Genomic DNA, 14103 nt, shown 5'->3' with positions numbered 1-14103 from the left:
GGAGGTTTCGGTGATGATTTATGTGTTCTTAGGTCAGGGGTTCGAGGAGATTGAAGCATTGACACAGGTGGATCTGCTGCGGCGGGCCGAACTGTCGGTTCAGACGGTGGGCATTGGAAAACGGGACATTACCGGTTCACACGGAATTACAGTGCGCTGCGATCTGGTGGATGATGACATCAAGCCGGAAGGACTCGACATGGTTGTCCTTCCCGGGGGGATGCCCGGAACGTTGTCACTGGAAAAATCAGAGGCGGTTCAGACCGTTATTGATTATTGTGTGCAGAACGATAAGTGGATTGGGGCGATCTGTGCCGCCCCGTCTATTTTAGGGCATAAGGGGCTGCTGAACGGCAGACAGGCGGTCTGTTTCCCCGGCTATGAGGAACAGCTGGCAGGCGCTGTGCTGTCGGCGGAGCCCGTATGTGTAGACGGGCGCATCATTACCGCGAAGGGGCCGGGCGTATCAATTGAATTTGGTCTGAAGCTGGTTGAGGTGCTGACCAATTCCCGGCGTGCGGAGATTTTAAAGGATTCGCTGCAATGCAGGGGATAGACATCCGGCCGCTCAAGCAGCGAATGAGAAATGAAATCAAGGATTGGCGGCGTTCCATGAGTGCAGAAATGAAGGACGCCCATGACGAAAAAATCTTGGAGAAACTGCTGTCAGTGCGGGAATATCAGGCCTGCAAACTGGTGCTGACCTATGTTTCCCTGCCGATAGAAGTTGACACATTACGTCTGATTGTACGGGCGCTGGCCGATGGGAAGCGGGTGGCGGTTCCGCGCTGCATAGACGACAGCCGCCTGATGGAATTTTATTTGATCGAATCCCTTGGCCAACTGGTTCCGCGTACTTTCGGCGTACTGGAGCCGATAAAAGAGCGGTGCGAACTGGTGCGGGATTTTCAAGACAGCATCTGCATCGTGCCGGCGCTTGCATATGACAGGGCCGGCTATCGCCTCGGATACGGTGCGGGATACTACGACCGGTTTCTGTCCGGTTATCCCGGGGTTAAAATTGGCATTGTTTATGAGCAGAACCTGCGGAAGCGGCTTTGGAGCGGCCGCTATGATGTTCCCGTGAATTTGATTATTACCGAGAAACGACTGTACAGTCCGGTGTCCGCACAGAAAAGAAGATAGGCAAATGGCGGCCCCGTTATCAATTCGGGACCGCCATTTGCGGCTCATGTGCATGTATTGGCAAGCTTAGTACCAGGTATTTGAGCCGCCCCAGAATCCAAATCCACACACAATGATAATGAGAATTAGAATCCAAAGCCAGGAATTCACTCCGCTGTTTCCGCATCCGCATCCGCATCCGCAACCGCAACTGTTGCTTACGGGAGAAACGCAGTCGTTGCAGCAATTGTTCATATCAATTGACACCTCACAGTTATAGATTTGTTTTATTCTATGTTTTTGCGGTGAAATGGGTTACAACAGGGATGCAATAAAAACAATGTGAAAAGATTTTGCGATAAATTTGCGATAAAATAGCGGGAACTATTTGATTATTCTGACAAATTGAGGTATTATATATTGTATATTGGCTTTTGCTGTGTAAAATCAGAAAATGCGCTGATCAGTATTTTGCGAAACGCGTCTGGCCTCGGCAGCGGTGTTTTCGCGCAGTTTTCAGCCTGCCGCATAGGAGGACAAGGAGGACACATGAGTAACAACGATGAGTTTGAAGGCCTGATCAAAAGCTTCAAGCTGGACGACGTGGATGCGCAGCAGTCTGCGGCGCCGCAGAGGAGGCGCCGTGCATTTGATTTTGATGCTCCTGAGCCGCAGAGGCAGCGGACAGCTGTCGGTGCTTCATCAGCGGTACAGCCGTCCGCGCAGGCTGCAAAGGAACCGGACAGGCCTAAACGGCGTTCATTTCAGGTTAATATTGATGACAATGAATTTTATGAGCCTTCCACACCGGCTCCGCCAATCAATCATCATGGCGGCGGAGGTGGCGGCGGCCATGGGGATGACGGCGAGGAAGACTACAGGCACGAACCCGGCGGTTTCAGCCGCTGGATGCGGGCGCTGATCGTGCTTGCGGTGGTTTTGGGCGTTTCCGTTTTTCTGGCTCTTTTTGCGCTTGCAAGTGCGCAGGATCTGTTCGGGCTGAATAAAAAAGACATGGAAATAGAGTTTACGCTTCCGCCCGAGCAGTCGATGTCGCAGATTGCGGCGATGCTGAAAGAAAAGGGAATTATTGACCAGCCGTTTACCTTCCAAATTTACGCAGGGCTGAAAAATGATGCGAAGGACTTTCTGCCGGGAGATTATGCGCTCAACTCCAACATGAGCTATGACCAGATCATGGTAAAGTTCCGCACACCGAACAGCGGTAAGCAGGAAGAAGTCACGCTGATGTTCCCCGAGGGCGTCACGCTGATGGAGATCGCCGATAAACTGGAAGAGAACGATGTCTGCAAAGCGGACGACCTGTACGCCTATCTGGATGCAGGCGAATTCCCGTGGGAATATGAGGCGCTGGCGGATGTCCCTGAAAAAGAATACCGGTTCCGCCGTTATGAGGGCTATTTCTTCCCGGACACGTATATCTTTTATAAAGGGATGAGTCCGGAGGCGGTATCCCGCAAGTTCTTCTCCAACTTTAATAATAAAATTGCCGGCGACCTTTCGGAAGAAATTGAAGCGTCGGGAATGTCCATTGACGATATTATTGCACTGGCGTCCCTGATTCAGAAAGAGGCGGCGCAGGTCCCAGATATGAAGATGGTTTCTTCTGTCTTCCACAACCGTATGGAGAATCCGCAGATGCAGCTGCCGAGGCTTGAGTCCGACCCCTCCATTCATTATGTTGAGAACGACATCAAACCGTTTATGACAGTGACAAACCAGCCGATGTATGATGCCTATAACACGTACAAGTGCAACGGCCTGCCTGCGGGCCCGATCTGCAATCCCGGTATGGACGCCATAGAGGCGGCTATTTCACCCGAGCAGTCTGACTACTATTACTTCCTGTCTGACAAAGACGGCAAATTCTATTTTGCCAAAACGAGGGAAGAGCACGATGTCAATATCCAGAATGCGGGCATCGGCGCGCACGGAACGGGCGTTAATGAGGAGGAGCAGAACTCCGGGTCCTAACCCTTCCAAAGGAGAAATTCATTTGCAAAAACCCGAAATTTTATCGCCCGCGGGCGACATGGAACGGCTGGAAAATGCCGTTCTTTATGGCGCGGATGCGGTTTACCTGGGCGGTACCGCGTTTGGCATGCGCGCCGCCTGCGCAAATTTCGACCGGGAGGGGCTCCGGTCCGCGGTTGAGTACGCGCACGAAAGGAACGTCCGCGTCTACTTGACCTGCAATACACTGCCATCCAACGAGGAACTGGAGCAGCTGCCGGACTTTTTGCGGATGGCCCGCGATGCCGGTGTAGACGCGCTCATTGTCGCGGATATCGGCATTTTGATGCTGGCCAAGAGGCTTGTTCCGGAACTGGAGCTGCATATTTCCACGCAGGCCGGCGTTGTCAATTATCTGACTGCCATCGAACTGCACCGGCTCGGCGCGAAGCGCGTGGTGCTGGCGCGGGAGCTTTCCCTGGAGGAGATTCGCTGTATCCGCGAGCATACGCCGGCGGACTTGGAAATTGAGGTGTTTGTCCACGGCGCGATGTGCATGTCTTTTTCCGGGCGCTGCCTGTTGAGCAACTATATCGTCGGGCGTGACGCGAACCGGGGAGAATGCGCGCAGCCGTGCCGATGGGGCTACCACCTCATGGAAGAAAAGCGTCCCGGACAGTATTATCCGATTTTTGAGGATGAAAAGGGCAGCTACATTCTGAATGCAAAGGATCTTTGCATGATCGAATATATTGACCGGCTGACAGAAGCAGGGGTAACCTCCCTGAAAATCGAAGGGCGTGCCAAATCTGCGTATTATGTAGCGGTCGTGACCGGAGCCTACCGCGCGGCTGTGGACGCCTATCTGCGGGACCCGCTTCATTATCACCCTCCGCAATGGGTTCTGGATGAAGTTCTGCGCGTCAGCCACCGGGAATATTCCACCGGATTTTATTTCGGACGTCCGGACCAGTGCTATCAGAATGCGGGATATATCCGGAACTGGGACGTTATCGCTGTCGTGGAGGGCTGGGAGGACGGCGAACTGATGGTTACCGGCCGCAACAAATTTTCCCGCGGCGATGAAACGGAAATTATGCAGCCCGGGCACCCCCCGGAGAAGTTTACCATTGCTGCAATCCATGATCCCCAGACGGGAGAAGTGGAGAGCGCCTGCCATCCCATGCGCCAGTACCGAATCCCCTGCGCGAAGCCTTTTCCGCGGGGAGCCATGCTGAGACGGGAAAACAAATAAGCTCATCATAAAATCAAATCATAAATGTGAGGTTGAGAGAGATGTCTGGACATTCCAAATGGGCCAATATCAAACGGAAAAAGGAAAAAACGGACGGTGCCAAGGCGAAGGTATTTACGAAAATAGGGCGTGAACTTACCGTCGCTGCCCGCGAAGGCGGTGCCGACCCGAACAACAACAGCAAGCTCCGCGACCTGATTGCGAAAGCCAAGGCAAACAACGTGCCGAACGATAATATCGAACGCCTGCTGAAAAAAGCGGGCGACAGTAAAGAAGACTACGAGGAGATTACATACGAGGGGTATGGACCTTCCGGCGTAGCCGTAATCGTTGAGACTCTGACAGACAACCGCAACCGCACAGCCGGCGACCTGCGCCACTATTTCGACAAATGCGGGGGAAACCTTGGGCAGAGCGGCAGCGTTTCGTTTCTGTTTGAAGCCAAGGGAATGATTTACATCGAGAACGAGGACAACAAAATCGGCGAGGAAAAAGCCATGGACGACTGCTTTGAAGCGGGCGCATCCGATTATAATTATGAGGATGAGATGATTACGGTTGTCACCGAGCCCAACGATGTTTCCAAAGTGGCCGGAAAGCTGGCGGAGATGGGCTATGTCTATGATTCAGCGGAAGTGGAATATATCCCGATGACCAAGGTTCAGATTACCGACCCGGAACTGGTTGAAAAAATGCAGAAGCTCCTGGACATGTTTGATGACAACGACGATGTGCAGAACGTCTATCACAACTGGGATATGCCTGAAGAGGAAGACGAAGAATAAAAGCAGCCCTCCTGATGGATGGAAGATTCATCAGGAGGGCATTTTGTTTTTTGAATAAAACAGAAAATCAGGAGGACAATTGTAATCGGCTTTTACGTTATTGAAGTTTCATTGTAAAATCGTTGGACAGGTCGTCCGCTTCTCCGGATAAGAGGTAAGGGAGGACTTCATCGAAAGATTTTCCTGCCTGGCTCATGGATTCGGTTTTTTGAGAAGTGAAATTAGATTGCTTTTTTGATTCTTTTTGCTCTCGCTTTTTTTTAAAAAACATACTCTTTTCTCCTTCCTGTGCCTGTGCTCATGTATAGTATATGACACCTTGTGACGTTTATTTATAGAAATTCCTGTAATGCGTTTGATTTGACGTCTTTCCTGAATTGCGTTAGAATGATCAGAATAATATGACATAGACTATTAGACAACGGGGTGAATGATATGGTTGACCTGCTGGTTAAACTATTCATTAAAGACAGCGCGCGGATTCATGATCTGCGGGTGCGCGGGCGGTATGGAATTTTAGCCGGTTCGGTTGGCATTTTTCTGAATTTATGCCTGTTTGCCGCTAAATTTTTTGCAGGTCTGCTCACCTCCTCCATTTCCATAACCGCGGACGCGTTCAATAATCTGTCGGACGCGGGTTCGTCACTGGTGACACTCCTGGGCTTTCAGATGGCGGGAAGGCCGGCCGACCACGAACACCCGTTCGGGCATGGACGGATCGAATATCTTTCCGGCTTACTTGTCTCAATGGCGATCATGCTGGTGGGAATCGAATTGGTAAGAAGCTCCTTCGAAAAAATTCTGCACCCGCAGACGGTGATTTTTCAGATACTTCCGTTCACGATTTTAATTGTGTCGATCTTTACAAAGCTCTGGATGAGCTATTTCAATCGGACACTGGGCAATCGGATCGAATCCACCGCCATGAAGGCTACCGCGATGGACTCCCTGACCGATGTTGCCGCGACGTCCGCGGTAGCGGTCGGGGCGCTGTTCAGTCATTTTTTCCATCTGCAGGCGGATGGCTGGATCGGCATGCTGGTAGCGCTTTTTATTCTTTATTCCGGCTTTACGACCGCCAGAGACAGCCTATCCCCGCTGCTTGGGCAGGCTCCGGACGCGGAATTTGTGAAGCAGATTGAAGAAACGGTTCTGAGCCATAAAGAGGTGATCGGGCTGCATGACCTGATTGTGCATGACTATGGCCCCGGGCGCTGCATGATTTCCCTGCATGCGGAGGTCCCCAGCAGCATGGATGTTCTGGTGATGCACGACGCCATCGATTTGATTGAGCTGGAACTGCGCAGCAGGTTCAACTGTGAAGCAACCATCCACATGGACCCGATTGTGACAGATGATAAAGTGGCGGCGGTGCTGAAGGAAAAAGTGATACAGCTGACCCAAAAGATTGACCCTGCCATTACCATTCATGATTTTCGCATGGTACAGGGCAAAACGCATACCAATCTGATATTTGACGTCACGGTGCCACACAAATTCTGGCTTACCGACGCGCAGGTGGCGAATTGTATCCGCAACAGTGTGCAGTCGATTGATGAAAAGTATTTTGCGGTGATCCGCGTGGAAAAGGCGTTCATTTGAAAGCAGGACAATCAACTCAAAGCAGCGGGATACTCCGGGTTCTGAAAACAGCAGGAGAGTTCTGATCAAGTTTTTTCGAAATCATAGAATTGCTCACAATTTATTTACAAATGTATTGTATAATAAACTGTGATAAATCTGCTGATAAAGAATCACAGTCAAAGGAGTTCGACATGAATAAATTTCAGTCTGTTTATACTACGCTGGCTCTGGTAACCGACCAGTTCGCATGTGAACGCATTATTAAGTCGGCGCGCCTGATAGCAGACCTTTCCAAGACGGAATTGATTGTTCTCAGCGTTATGAGGACGGGTGCACAGACCAACCCCGCCGCGCTGGAACACCTGTTCAGCGTCGCAAAGGAATACAGCGCCCGCATGACAGTTGAATTTTCGGATAATCCCCAAAGCACCATTGTTCATTTAATTCACAGCAACCATGTCATCAATACTGTAACAGGTATTCCGGTGAGTGAGCAATCCATTCTCGTCCGGATGTGGGAAACGTTACAGAATATTTCTTTCTTTACGGTAACCGAGCGCGGGGAACTGCACGAGGTGCTCGACCGCAAGTATCGCAGGGAGCCTGCCGGAGCAGGTCTTTAACGGTCTTTCCGGAGGACTTTGCCTGAAAAAGGATCGATGTCAATTTATGAATATAACGGTCAAACAGATCGAATTTAAAAGCACAGACGGCGTATCCGGCCTTTTTGGCTGGATCTATATTCCTGCGGAAGGGAACCGGGGCGTTATTCAGATCATACATGGGATGGCGGAACATATGGGGCGCTATCATGAATTCATGCGCGAACTCGCCCAGCATGGCTATGTTGCCTGCGGAATTGACCAGCTCGGACATGGACGTTCGGCAGCCGGTGCCCCGCTTGGATTTTTCGCAGAGCAGGACGGCTGGCGCATCTTGATCGATGACCAGTATAAATTCAATAAAATTATCCGGAGCGAAATTCCGGGCTGCAATGTCGTTTTGCTTGGTCATAGCATGGGGTCCCTGATTGCCCGCCTTTTTGCCGCGAAATATCCTCAGTCGTTGAGTGCGCTGATTATTTCCGGAACCACAAGGGCGGGAATCCGTGTGGAAACGGCAATTCAGCTTGCCAACCGGTCGGTGAAAAAGAACGGGCCGGCCTACCCCGACGCGGGGCTGGATAAATTGGCGTTCGGCAACTACAACGACCAGTTCCAGCCCGCGAAAACAAAATTTGACTGGCTTTCCCGAGACCGGGAGCTGGTCAGGCTGTATACCGATGACGCCCGATGCGGCTTTCTGTTTACCGCTTCGGCTTTCCGCGATCTGTTTATCCTGATTCGCAAAGCGAACGCCAGAAAATGCTATGCAAATACGCTTCTGACGCTTCCGATCCTGTTGATCTCCGGCTCTATGGACCCGGCGGGGGAATTCGGGAAAGGACCCGAGCAGGTTTATGAGCGGTATATCAAAGCGGGAGTGTCCGACGTGGAACTGGTGCTTTACGAAGGCGGACGCCATGAAATGCTGAATGAGAACAACCGCGCTCAGGTTTACCTGGAGCTGCTTGACTGGCTGGATAAACATCTGGCCTGTATGCCGCCGGACGAAGAAGATATCTGATGACTGAGCAGCTTTGCGGGCTTGCGGCAATCTGTTTAAAACCGGCAGGAGAAAATGTCGGTTTTTTTGGATAGATTTCCAAATCGCTGTTTTTTAGAGAGGTCGCATCAAAAAAGGATTGACTTTGTGTGCGCCATCCCCTATACTGATGACAAATTTAACCGACAACTGAATCATTCGAATGAAAAATCCGGGAGAGGCCGTGCAAGCACGGAGCCGAAGGTGAATTTGCGACAAACTCTCAGGCAAAAGGACCGGATTTGGACGGAACTCTGGAAAGCCATTTAATTGGCGCCGAAGAAGCAATCCCGCAAGGGAGAATCTTTCAGGTATCATGACGGAGGTGCGCTGTTTATCAGCGCGCCTCCGTTTTTTATTTTTCCGGGGCAAAATGATTCTGTTGCAGGTTCCGGCTCAAAGGCGCGGCGGAACCGGTTTATTTTAAGGAAAGAGGTATGGAGGATGGAACTGAAAACACCACTCTATGACTGCCATGCGGCGGCGGGTGGAAAGATGGTCCCCTTTGCGGGCTATCTGCTGCCAGTCCAGTACGAAACGGGAGTCATCGCGGAGCATATGGCGGTCCGGACAAAAGCGGGCCTGTTTGATGTTTCCCATATGGGCGAGGTCGTCTATACGGGGCCGGACGCGCTGGCAAACCTGAACCGGCTGCTGACCAATGACTTTACAGGCATGTATGACGGTCAGGTGCGGTACAGCCCGATGTGCTATGAGGACGGCGGGGTTGTGGACGACCTGATTGTCTACAAGTATCATGACGAAAAATATATGGTTGTGGTGAACGCCGCAAACCGCCACAAAGACGTGGCGTGGATGCGTGAGCACCTCGTCGGGAACGTTGCTTTTGAGGATACTTCGGACAGCGTGGCACAGATCGCCCTGCAGGGGCCGCTTTCCAAAGAAATTCTGCTGCGGGTAACGGAAGAATCCCGGATCCCTCAAAACTACTACAGCTTTGTTCCCAAAGCCGCGATCGGGGGAATTTCCTGCATCCTTTCCCGCACCGGTTATACCGGGGAGGCGGGCTATGAGCTTTACTGTTCCAATGAGGACGCCCCGAAGCTATGGGACCTGCTCTTAAAGACCGGAAACGATCTCGGGCTGATCCCCTGCGGTCTTGGCGCGCGCGACACGCTTCGGCTGGAGGCCGCCATGCCGCTTTACGGGCATGAGATGGATGAGACGATTGACCCGCTGGAAACCGGCCTCGGCTTTGCCGTGAAACTGGCAAAAGAAGATTTCATCGGAAAACAGGGCATCTTAGCAAAAGGCCCGCTGAAACGCAAGCGGGTCGGGCTGAAGGTAACCGGCCGCGGAATTATCCGTGAGCACGAAACCGTGTTTGCGCAGGGCAGGGAGATCGGATTTACTACCTCCGGCACCCACTGCCCTTTCCTTGGCTATGCCGCAGCCATGGCAATTCTGGAGACTGATTTTACAGAACCGGGCACATCGGTTGAGGTCGAGGTACGCGGAAGAAGGATCGCCGCCGAGGTTGTGAAGCTTCCGTTTTATAAAAATCCGCAGGCAAGTAAATAGGAGGTTATGATGATGAATAATCCAAGTGAACTGCTTTATACCAGAAGCCATGAATGGGTCAGATTTCTTACTGAAACCACCGCGCAGGTCGGCCTGACCGATTACGCGCAGCACTCCCTGGGTGATCTCGTTTTTGTCAATCTGCCGCAGGAGGGCGACGAGGTTACGCAGGGGGAATCCTTTGCCGATGTCGAATCGGTCAAGGCGGTATCCGACGTGTACAGTCCTGTAACCGGGACGGTGAAAGCGATCAATGAGGTACTGCTGGACGCGCCCGAAACCATCAACAAGGACCCTTACGGCGCGTGGCTTGTGGAAGTTGAGAACATCACCGACCGGGAGGAACTTCTGAGCGCGGACGACTATGCGGTACACTGCGAGAAGGAGGACTGAACGATGGGAAGCTATGTTCCCACTACGAAGGAGGAACGGCGGCAGATGCTCGATTTTATCGGGCTTGCATCGATGGACGATTTATACGCCGCTGTTCCCGCCTCGATGAAGATTGACCATGTGAACCTTCCGGACGGGAAATCCGAGTTGGAAGTACGCGGGATGATGGAGGAAATCGCGGGCAAAAACCGCGTCTTTCCGACTATTTTCCGCGGCGCGGGAGCGTATGACCACTACATTCCGTCGATCGTGAAGTCGGTTGTTTCCAAGGAAACGTTTCTGACCGCCTACACGCCGTATCAGGCGGAGATCTCGCAGGGCATCCTGCAGTCCATTTTCGAGTTTCAGACGATGATCTGCGAGCTGACCGGCATGGACGCGGCCAACGCATCCGTCTATGACGGCGCGTCAGCGGCGGCGGAGGCCGCCGCCATGTGCCGTGAACGCCGCCGCACGAAGACGCTCGTCTCCGCCGCCGCGCACCCCATGGTCATCCGGACGGTGCAGACCTACTGCGAAGCTTCAGGAACCGAAGTTGTGCTTGTGCCGGTAAAAGACGGAAAGACCGACAGCGAGGCCCTGGTGTCTCTGCTGGACGATTCGTGCGCCTGCTTTTATCTGCAGCAGCCCAACTATTACGGTCTGATTGAAGATGCCGCCGCGCTCGGTGAACTGGTTCATCAAAAAGGCGCAAAGTACATGATGGGAATCAACCCGATTGCCGCCGCTCTGCTGAAAACGCCCGCGGAATGCGGCGCGGACGTGGCAGTCGGCGAGGGCCAGCCGCTTGGGATGCCGCTCTCGTTCGGCGGCCCGTATCTGGGCTTTATGGCCTGCACGCAGGCGATGATGCGCAGGCTCCCGGGCCGCATTGTGGGGGAAACCGCAGATACGGACGGGGAACGCGCGTTTGTCCTGACCTTGCAGGCGCGCGAGCAGCATATCCGCAGAGAAAAGGCCTCCTCCAATATCTGTTCCAATCAGGCGCTCTGCGCGATGACGGCCTCGGTTTATCTGGCGGCGATGGGCGCGCGGGGTCTGCGCGAAGCCGCTTCCCAATGCTGTTCCAAGGCGCATTACGCCGCGGCCGCGCTGAAACGGGCGGGTTTCCCGCTTCGCTATCAGGGTGATTTTTTTCATGAATTTGTAACCGATTCCCCCGTGGACGCCGAAACGGTGCTTAAAAAGCTGGAGGCATACGGGATTCTGGGCGGGCTGCCGATAGAGGGCGGTATTCTCTGGTGCGTCACCGAAAAGAACACCAGGGCGCAGATCGACCGGCTTGCGGAACTTCTCAAGGAGGTGAGCGGTAAATGAATCTGCTTTTTGAAACCAGCCGGGAAGGGCACGGCTGTTCCATTCTTCCCCCCTGCGACGTCCCTGTGACGTCCCTGCCGGAAACCGAGCTGCGCAGAAAGGAACTGCGCCTGCCGCAGCTGGCGGAGGTGGACATCAGCCGCCACTATTCCGCGCTTGAACGGCGCGCGCACGGGGTCAACAACGGGTTTTATCCGCTTGGCTCCTGCACGATGAAGTACAATCCCAAAATCAACGATGAAATGGCAGCCCTTCCGGGCTTTGCGGGAATCCATCCGCTCCAGCCCGCACATACCGTGCAGGGATGCCTGGAGGTGCTTGCCACCGCCGAACAGTACCTTTGTGAAATCACTGGCATGGACGCTATGACATTTCAGCCGGCGGCGGGCGCGCACGGGGAACTTACCGGTCTGCTGCTGATTAAGGCTTATCATCAGTCACGCGGCGATACCGGACGAACGAAAATCATCGTACCGGACGCGGCGCACGGTACCAACCCCGCTTCGGCGGCAATGGCCGGCTTCACAGTGGTCAACGTTCCGTCCAATGACAAGGGCTGTGTGGATCTGGAGAAGCTCCGCGCGGCTGTCGGCCCGGATACCGCGGGCCTGATGCTTACCAATCCCAACACCGTCGGGATCTTTGATGAAGCTATTCTAGAAATTACAAAAATCGTTCATGACGCCGGAGGGCTCAACTACTATGACGGCGCGAACCTGAACGCGGTTATGGGGGTGGTCCGGCCGGGCGACATGGGGTTTGACGTGATCCATCTCAATCTGCACAAGACCTTCTCCACGCCGCATGGCGGCGGCGGCCCCGGTTCCGGCCCGGTCGGCTGCAAACAGTTGCTGGCGGACTTCCTGCCCCTCTATTACGCGAAAAAAGCCGGAGACGGCTACGCGTTCGTACAGCCCGCGCAGTCTGTGGGCAGTGTGAAAGCCTTTTACGGCAACTTCCTTGTGGTGGTGCGCGCGCTGGCCTATCTGTTTACGCTGGGGGGCGACGGCGTGCGCGAGGCGGCGCAGAACGCCGTCCTGAACGCCAATTACCTCAGGGAGAAGCTGAAAGACACGTATGAGGTTGCCTTCGACGGTATCTGTATGCACGAGTTTGTGCTGACGCTCGAAAAGCTCAAAAAGGAGCAGGATGTTTCCGCGCTGGATGTTGCCAAGACGCTGCTTGACCACGGAATCCATCCGCCGACGATGTATTTCCCGCTGATCGTACACGAAGCGCTGATGGTGGAGCCCACCGAAACCGAATCCAGGGAAACGCTGGACGCGGCGGCGGAAATCTTCCGCAGTGTTTATGAGCAGGCGCTGCGCGACCCGCAGTCGCTGCATGACGCCCCGACGACCGCGCCTGTGCGCCGTCCGGACGAGGTGGCGGCCGCGCGTAATCCGCGCCTGCGCTATCAATTTTAACAAGTATGCCGCCCTGCCTCGGCGGGGCGGCATGCCGATTACAGGAGGACTTTCATGATCGACCATATCCGGACCGTAACCGCCCCCGGCACATACCCCTATCGGAACCTTGCGCTGGAAGCCTGCCTGCTGGAACAGGCGGGGCCGGGGGAATGTATCCTTTATCTCTGGCAAAACCGCCGCACGGTGGTGGTCGGGAGGAACCAGAACTGCTGGCAGGAATGCCGGGTGGAAGCGCTTCAGGCCGATGGGGGCTTTGTGGTACGCAGGCTGTCCGGCGGCGGCGCGGTATTCCACGATCTGGGGAACCTGAACTTCACGTTTCTGGTGCGGCAGGAGGATTACGATGTCGGCAGGCAGCTTGAAGTAATCCTGAAAGCTGTACAGAGCTTCGGGATTCCCGCGGAAAAATCCGGCCGCAACGACCTGACTGCGCAGGGCCGCAAGTTTTCCGGAAACGCCTTTTACCGTTCAGGGGGCCACTGCTACCATCACGGTACCCTGCTGATTCAGGTCAACAGGGAAGAACTGTCCAAATATCTGAACGTTTCCGCCGCAAAGCTCCAGTCCAAGGGGGTCGCGTCGGTGCAGTCCCGCGTCGCCAACCTGACGGAATTCTGCCCGGAGATAACACCCGACAGGATGCAAAAAGCCCTGATACGGGCTTTCGGGGAGGTTTATGGGCTCGAGCCCTCAGAACTGCCGCCGGAAAGGATTCCCGAAGACCGCCTGCTGGAATGGGAAAAGAAATTTTCCTCGCAGGAATGGATTTTCGGCCGGCCGATTCCGTTTACCGCCGAGTTTTCCGGAAGGTTCGGCTGGGGGGACCTTGTCCTGCGCCTTCAGGTAGAAAGCGGCAAAGTGATTCAGGCCGCCGCTTTCTCGGACGCAATGGAGGAGCAGTTTATCTCCGCTTTGCCCGCGGTGCTGGAGGGCACGGAGTTTTCATCAAAAGCCATGCGGGAGGTTGTTCTGCGCCTGGGAATGCCGGGTACGCTAAGCGAACAAATGGCGGAGGACATCGCGTCGCTGCTGCATGAAATTTAAGGAGGGGGAA

14 protein-coding genes and 2 riboswitches are annotated in these 14103 nt (G+C 54.0%); of the genes, 13 read left to right on the top strand and 1 reads right to left on the bottom strand.

Annotation, left to right across the window (positions count from 1 at the left end; translation table 11 throughout):
* The first annotated feature begins 13 nt into the window (after window positions 1-13).
* The 5 genes from C1A10_RS08555 to C1A10_RS08530 all read left to right on the top strand — a co-directional run bounded on the left by C1A10_RS08555 (window position 14) and on the right by C1A10_RS08530 (window position 5139).
* Window positions 14-556: a DJ-1 family glyoxalase III gene (locus C1A10_RS08555; RefSeq protein WP_101909886.1), complete on the top strand. Its 543-nt coding sequence runs from the start codon at window positions 14-16 to the stop codon at window positions 554-556.
* Window positions 544-1146: a 5-formyltetrahydrofolate cyclo-ligase gene (locus C1A10_RS08550; protein ID WP_101909885.1), complete on the top strand. Its 603-nt coding sequence runs from the start codon at window positions 544-546 to the stop codon at window positions 1144-1146. The genes C1A10_RS08555 and C1A10_RS08550 overlap by 13 nt, the downstream gene beginning before the upstream one ends.
* A 528-nt stretch (window positions 1147-1674) precedes the next feature.
* Complete coding sequence (gene mltG, locus C1A10_RS08540; protein ID WP_145997715.1) at window positions 1675-3120, top strand: endolytic transglycosylase MltG; 1446 nt, start codon at window positions 1675-1677, stop codon at window positions 3118-3120.
* Between the two features lie 22 nt (window positions 3121-3142).
* Window positions 3143-4354, top strand: a complete 1212-nt coding sequence (locus tag C1A10_RS08535; protein ID WP_423241417.1) for a peptidase U32 family protein — start codon at window positions 3143-3145, stop codon at window positions 4352-4354.
* A gap of 41 nt (window positions 4355-4395) precedes the next feature.
* Complete coding sequence (locus C1A10_RS08530; RefSeq protein WP_101909881.1) at window positions 4396-5139, top strand: YebC/PmpR family DNA-binding transcriptional regulator; 744 nt, start codon at window positions 4396-4398, stop codon at window positions 5137-5139.
* Window positions 5140-5236: 97 nt separating this feature from the next.
* Here C1A10_RS08530 and C1A10_RS18465 read toward each other — a convergent pair whose 3' ends face one another.
* Window positions 5237-5410, bottom strand: a complete 174-nt coding sequence (locus tag C1A10_RS18465; protein ID WP_180951063.1) for a hypothetical protein — start codon at window positions 5408-5410, stop codon at window positions 5237-5239.
* 164 nt (window positions 5411-5574) lie between these two features.
* Between C1A10_RS18465 and C1A10_RS08525 the strand changes: the two genes are divergently transcribed.
* From C1A10_RS08525 to lplA, 8 genes are all read left to right on the top strand, one after another.
* Window positions 5575-6741 carry a cation diffusion facilitator family transporter gene (locus C1A10_RS08525; protein ID WP_101909880.1) on the top strand — a complete coding sequence of 389 codons (1167 nt, stop codon included), beginning with the start codon at window positions 5575-5577 and terminating at the stop codon, window positions 6739-6741.
* 173 nt (window positions 6742-6914) lie between these two features.
* Entirely contained in the window at window positions 6915-7346 is a 432-nt protein-coding gene (locus tag C1A10_RS08520; protein ID WP_101909879.1) for a hypothetical protein, read from the top strand.
* A 46-nt stretch (window positions 7347-7392) separates the two neighbouring features.
* Window positions 7393-8349 (top strand): alpha/beta fold hydrolase, encoded by a 957-nt coding sequence (locus C1A10_RS08515; protein WP_101909878.1) that lies wholly within the window; start codon window positions 7393-7395, stop codon window positions 8347-8349.
* 181 nt (window positions 8350-8530) lie between these two features.
* A riboswitch (glycine riboswitch) is annotated at window positions 8531-8616 on the top strand.
* 1 nt (window position 8617) lies between these two features.
* Window positions 8618-8694, top strand: a riboswitch (glycine riboswitch).
* Window positions 8695-8811: 117 nt separating this feature from the next.
* Window positions 8812-9909, top strand: a complete 1098-nt coding sequence (gene gcvT, locus C1A10_RS08510) for a glycine cleavage system aminomethyltransferase GcvT (protein WP_101911608.1) — start codon at window positions 8812-8814, stop codon at window positions 9907-9909.
* A 12-nt stretch (window positions 9910-9921) separates the two neighbouring features.
* Window positions 9922-10302, top strand: coding sequence for a glycine cleavage system protein GcvH (gene gcvH, locus C1A10_RS08505; protein WP_101909877.1), 381 nt, complete (start codon window positions 9922-9924; stop codon window positions 10300-10302).
* 3 nt (window positions 10303-10305) lie between these two features.
* Window positions 10306-11619, top strand: coding sequence for an aminomethyl-transferring glycine dehydrogenase subunit GcvPA (gcvPA, locus tag C1A10_RS08500; protein ID WP_101909876.1), 1314 nt, complete (start codon window positions 10306-10308; stop codon window positions 11617-11619).
* Window positions 11616-13046, top strand: coding sequence for an aminomethyl-transferring glycine dehydrogenase subunit GcvPB (gcvPB, locus tag C1A10_RS08495; protein ID WP_101909875.1), 1431 nt, complete (start codon window positions 11616-11618; stop codon window positions 13044-13046). Before gcvPA ends, gcvPB begins: the two co-directional genes overlap by 4 nt.
* 54 nt (window positions 13047-13100) lie before the next feature.
* Complete coding sequence (gene lplA / locus C1A10_RS08490) at window positions 13101-14093, top strand: lipoate--protein ligase (protein ID WP_101909874.1); 993 nt, start codon at window positions 13101-13103, stop codon at window positions 14091-14093.
* The last annotated feature ends 10 nt before the right edge of the window (window positions 14094-14103 follow it).

This window comes from Marasmitruncus massiliensis (assembly GCF_900186535.1).
In the GTDB taxonomy this organism is placed as follows: Bacteria; Bacillota; Clostridia; order Oscillospirales; family Ruminococcaceae; genus Anaerotruncus; species Anaerotruncus massiliensis_A.
Note: the sequence above shows the minus strand (reverse complement) of the source record. Positions and strands in the feature narration are given on the sequence as shown.